General features: G+C 45.4%; 5 protein-coding genes. 4 read left to right on the top strand and 1 reads right to left on the bottom strand.

What is annotated here, in order from left to right; all coding sequences use genetic code 11:
- Positions 1–15 precede the first annotated feature (15 nt).
- Positions 16–1,020, bottom strand: coding sequence for a LysR family transcriptional regulator (locus ACQRBH_RS17025; protein WP_427762638.1), 1,005 nt, complete (start codon positions 1,018–1,020; stop codon positions 16–18).
- Positions 1,021–1,285: 265 nt separating this feature from the next.
- Between ACQRBH_RS17025 and ACQRBH_RS17020 the strand changes: the two genes are divergently transcribed.
- The 4 genes from ACQRBH_RS17020 to ACQRBH_RS17005 are packed head-to-tail and all read left to right on the top strand — an operon-like array spanning position 1,286 to position 4,060.
- Entirely contained in the window at positions 1,286–2,749 is a 1,464-nt protein-coding gene (locus ACQRBH_RS17020) for a UbiD family decarboxylase (protein ID WP_427762636.1), read from the top strand.
- Positions 2,750–2,788: 39 nt separating this feature from the next.
- Positions 2,789–3,361 (top strand): UbiX family flavin prenyltransferase, encoded by a 573-nt coding sequence (locus ACQRBH_RS17015; protein ID WP_427762635.1) that lies wholly within the window; start codon positions 2,789–2,791, stop codon positions 3,359–3,361.
- 38 nt (positions 3,362–3,399) lie between these two features.
- On the top strand, positions 3,400–3,789 hold the full coding sequence (locus tag ACQRBH_RS17010) for a hypothetical protein (protein WP_427762634.1): 390 nt from the start codon (positions 3,400–3,402) through the stop codon (positions 3,787–3,789).
- A 55-nt stretch (positions 3,790–3,844) separates the two neighbouring features.
- Positions 3,845–4,060 carry a hypothetical protein gene (locus ACQRBH_RS17005; protein ID WP_427744704.1) on the top strand — a complete coding sequence of 72 codons (216 nt, stop codon included), beginning with the start codon at positions 3,845–3,847 and terminating at the stop codon, positions 4,058–4,060.
- Positions 4,061–4,141: the final 81 nt, after the last annotated feature.

Raw genomic sequence — 4,141 nt, 5'->3', positions numbered from 1 at the left:
CTCTTATAGAAATATTTATTCCACGAAAAATTGTAAAAATTCTTTCATAGAAGGATCGAGTCCTTTGCGCTTCTTCCTGACAAGAATTACTGGTAATTGCACCGGTGGATTCAGTGGAATTGCCACTACATTCTCATGATGGAACACGTCAAAATTACTCTTGGCGAGCAGGCTGATTCCTTCCCCGATGGCAACGGCGCTGATGATAGATTCAACTCTGGCCGTACGGCTGACACTGGAAGCGGGAATTCCTGCTTTTTTGAATTCTTCCATACATAATTGATAGATGGAGGTATATCGATTCATCAATATAAAGCGTTCGTTGGTCAAGGCTTTCAATGGAATTCCAGATGGAGCAAAATTATCAGATGGAGAGAGGCCGTCGGCTGGAGCTAGATTACTGGTTTTAGTATGCTCAGTCAAAAGCGGCTGACATGCCAAGGGATGATTTGTCGGTAAGACTGCGACCAGTTCATCTTCCGCCAGAAGATAAGTTTTATATTTCTGGACCCTGCCAGAGTCAGAAAACTTGCCGGAACCAGAGAATCCTTCGGAGCCGCCGGGGTGTATCATATGCTCTCTGGCAATAATAAGATCATATTTGTCTTGCTCCAGTCCGTTTAGCAGATCCTTTTCCTCCACTTCATCGATTTCAATATGGATGTCCGGATGTTGTTCCGTAAATCTTTTGAACCGGGAGGTCAGATGATATTGCGTCAGGATCGGGAGAGTACCGATATGGAGTTCCCGATGTAAATCATCCTGATAGCTGTGCATTTTGGAAAGTGTCTGATGATAGCGTTGATACAGATCTAAAGCCTCCTGATAGAATAATGTTCCGGCTTCAGTAAGGGAAGCGCTGCGTCGACTGCGGTCCAAAAGCTGAATGCCAAGTTCCTTTTCTAATTTTATGATCTGTTTTGATAAGGCAGATTGCGAGATATGCAGAGACTCTGCAGCATCAAAAAGGGTATCCTGTTCGACAACTGCGATAAAGTATTCCAACTGTTCAAATGTCATATCGGTCACCTCGATGTTATATCATAGTTGGGGAGCGTTTGCCCCCAATATCATGAATATGAATCTCAATATAAATCATTCCATTCTGGAATCAATTATACCATAAATTGAATTGATTGGCGAATGAAAAATTCATACACTTGTAATCAGAAGGACATGATACCGGTGAACAGGCAGCCACACATTGAAAGCCACAGTATTTTCCTGTTCACTTACGCCAGAACAAAGAAAATATAAGATGCATACAAGAATAGGAGGAAAACAAATGGCAAATGGAGTGAAGGATCTTCGCAGCGCGCTGGATTTGCTGAGAACAATGGAAGGTCAGCTCATTGAAACAGATGTGGAAGTAGAGCCGATGGCAGAGCTTTCAGGAGTATACCGTCATGTGGGAGCAGGCGGTACGGTCATGCGTCCGACGAAGGAAGGTCCGGCGATGATTTTCAATCATGTAAATGGACATCCGGATGCAAAAGTAGTCGTAGGAGTGCTTGCAAGCAGGAAAAGAGTCGCTGTATTATTAGACAGCAAGCCGGAGGAATTGGGGAAATTACTTTATCACAGTGTGGATCATCCGATTCCGCCGGTGCTTACCAGTAAGCCTGCCCTGTGCCAGCAAGTCGTACATAAAGCAACGGACCCGGACTTTGACTTGTTTCGATTGGTTCCGGCACCAACCAACACACCGGATGATGCAGGACCATACATTACGTTGGGCATGTGTTATGCGACACACCCGGATACTGGACAGAGTGATGTGACGATTCATCGGATGTGCATTCAGGGGAAGGATGAATTATCTATCTTCTTTACGCCAGGAGCACGCCATATCGGAGCGATGGCAGAACGTGCAGAGGAGCTTGGACAGAAATTGCCGATTTCCATCAGTATAGGAGTAGATCCTGCTATTGAGATCGGCTCTTGCTTTGAGCCGCCGACAACGCCAATGGGGTATGATGAACTTGCTGTTGCAGGGGCATTAAGAGGGGAACCGGTAGAATTGTGCCAGTGTCTGACTGTTAAGGAAAGAGCGATTGCCAATGCAGAATATGTTATTGAAGGTGAAGTAATCCCACATGTCCGTGTGCAGGAAGATCAGAACAGTAACACTGGATACGCCATGCCGGAATTCCCAGGATATACGGGACCGGCAAGCAGCGAGTGTTGGCTGATCAAAGTTACAGCAGTGACACACAGGCAGCATCCGATCATGCAGACCTGTATCGGATCAAGCGAAGAGCATGTATCCATGGCGGGTATTCCGACTGAGGCAAGTATCTACGGAATGGTAGAAAAAGCAATGCCGGGAAGACTTCAGAATGTATATTGTGCTTCTGCCGGCGGTGGCAAATATATGGCGGTTCTGCAGTTCCAGAAGAAGACGGCCAGTGATGAAGGGCGCCAGAGACAGGCGGCACTGTTGGCTTTCTCCGCATTTAGTGAGTTAAAGCATGTATTTCTGGTAGACGAAGATGTGGACTGCTTCGACATGAATGATGTCCTGTGGGCCATGAACACCAGATTTCAGGGAGATGCCGATATTATTACGATTCCAGGAGTCAGATGCCATCCGTTAGATCCGTCAAATGACCCGACATGTTCTCCGAATATCCGAGATCATGGAATCGCATGCAAGACGATCTTCGACTGTACGGTTCCATTTGACCAGAAAGAGCGGTTCCAGAGAGCCCGTTTCATGGACGTAGATCCACAGCATTGGTTAGCATAACGGGATTGCAGCAGATGACCGGAAAGTGTGAGAGTTGACATGGAGAAAAAGAAAATTATTGTAGGAGCGACAGGAGCCAGCGGACTTCCCATTCTGATATCTTGCCTGCAGATCATTCAGGAAGCGTCGGAGTATGAATCCTGTCTGATCATGAGTGACAGTGCGAGGATTACTCTGGCGCATGAGACAGAATATTCCGTTGAAGAAGTAGAAGCGTATGCAGACTGCGTTTTTTCGCCGGAAGAGATTGGGGCCGGTCCGGCCAGCGGATCTTATAAGACGACGGGGATGCTGATTGTTCCGTGCAGTATGAAGACCATTGCCGGAATTCACAGCGGCTATGCCGATAATCTGATCCTTCGGGCAGCAGATGTGACGATCAAGGAGCAGAGGACCCTGGTGCTGGCAGCAAGGGAGACGCCGTTAAGCCCGATACATCTTCGCAATCTTCAGGAGCTTGCAATGATACCGGGAGTTCGGATCATTCCGCCGATGATGACATTTTACCATAGACCGGATGGTATCGAAGATATGGTGTACCATATTGCGGCGAAGCTTCTGGAGCCATTTGGGATTGAAGCAATGAATTACCGCAGGTGGCAGGGATTGTAGCGCGGGGAATAAAAAGAGGATAAGAAGAGGACGATGGAATGGAGATTCAGATTGAAAGGAAATTATCTTACACCAGGCTTGCGGTTCGTGTCGTGAGCATAGGAAAGGATTATCACATCCTGCTTCAAGGCGGAGAATGTCCTCATATCGGCTGCACGGTTCTTGCAGTTCCCCGCCATTCTCTGGAAGAAGCGAAGCAAAAGATGAGTAGCACGGCTTCTGTGTTAAATGTAATCGGTCACAAAGATGAACAGCTCTGTCGGTATCTTGCCGAACAGATTGCTGCTAAGACAGGGGCGGTTACCGTCTGTACCGGTGGTTTTCATGTAGAGCACATCACCGGTCAAGAGATAGAAGAGGTATTAAGATCAGTTAGAGAGATCGCGGAAGAGATTACAGAAGAGATTACAGGAGAGATTATAAGATAATTATGAAAGAAAATGATTATAGAAAAAATTACAGAAACAGTTACTGGTATATAGGATGGAAGGAAATAAAGGAGAAGAAAGAAATGGTAAATTTTCGTACGGAAAAAAGAAGAATAATAACAGGGCTGTGCAAAAAAACGTAATTTTTCAGCTAAAAAAAGGAAAAGAAACTAAAAGTCGAAAGAGGTATGATAATCATGTAAATAAAAAAGATGCATGCATTATGAACCTGTCAATATACAAAGGAATGAAAGGAAACAAATATGAATAACAAAGTAAGCGTAAAAGAAAAAATTTGTTATGGTATTGGATCTGGTGGTGGTAATATCATTACTCAGATTCTGGGGACTTT

The sequence above is a fragment of the Bariatricus sp. SGI.161 genome (genome assembly GCF_050313695.1).
Classification (GTDB): domain Bacteria; phylum Bacillota; class Clostridia; order Lachnospirales; family Lachnospiraceae; genus JAFBIX01.
The sequence above is the reverse complement of the archived record's forward strand: the minus strand, read 5'-3'. Positions and strand labels throughout refer to the sequence as shown.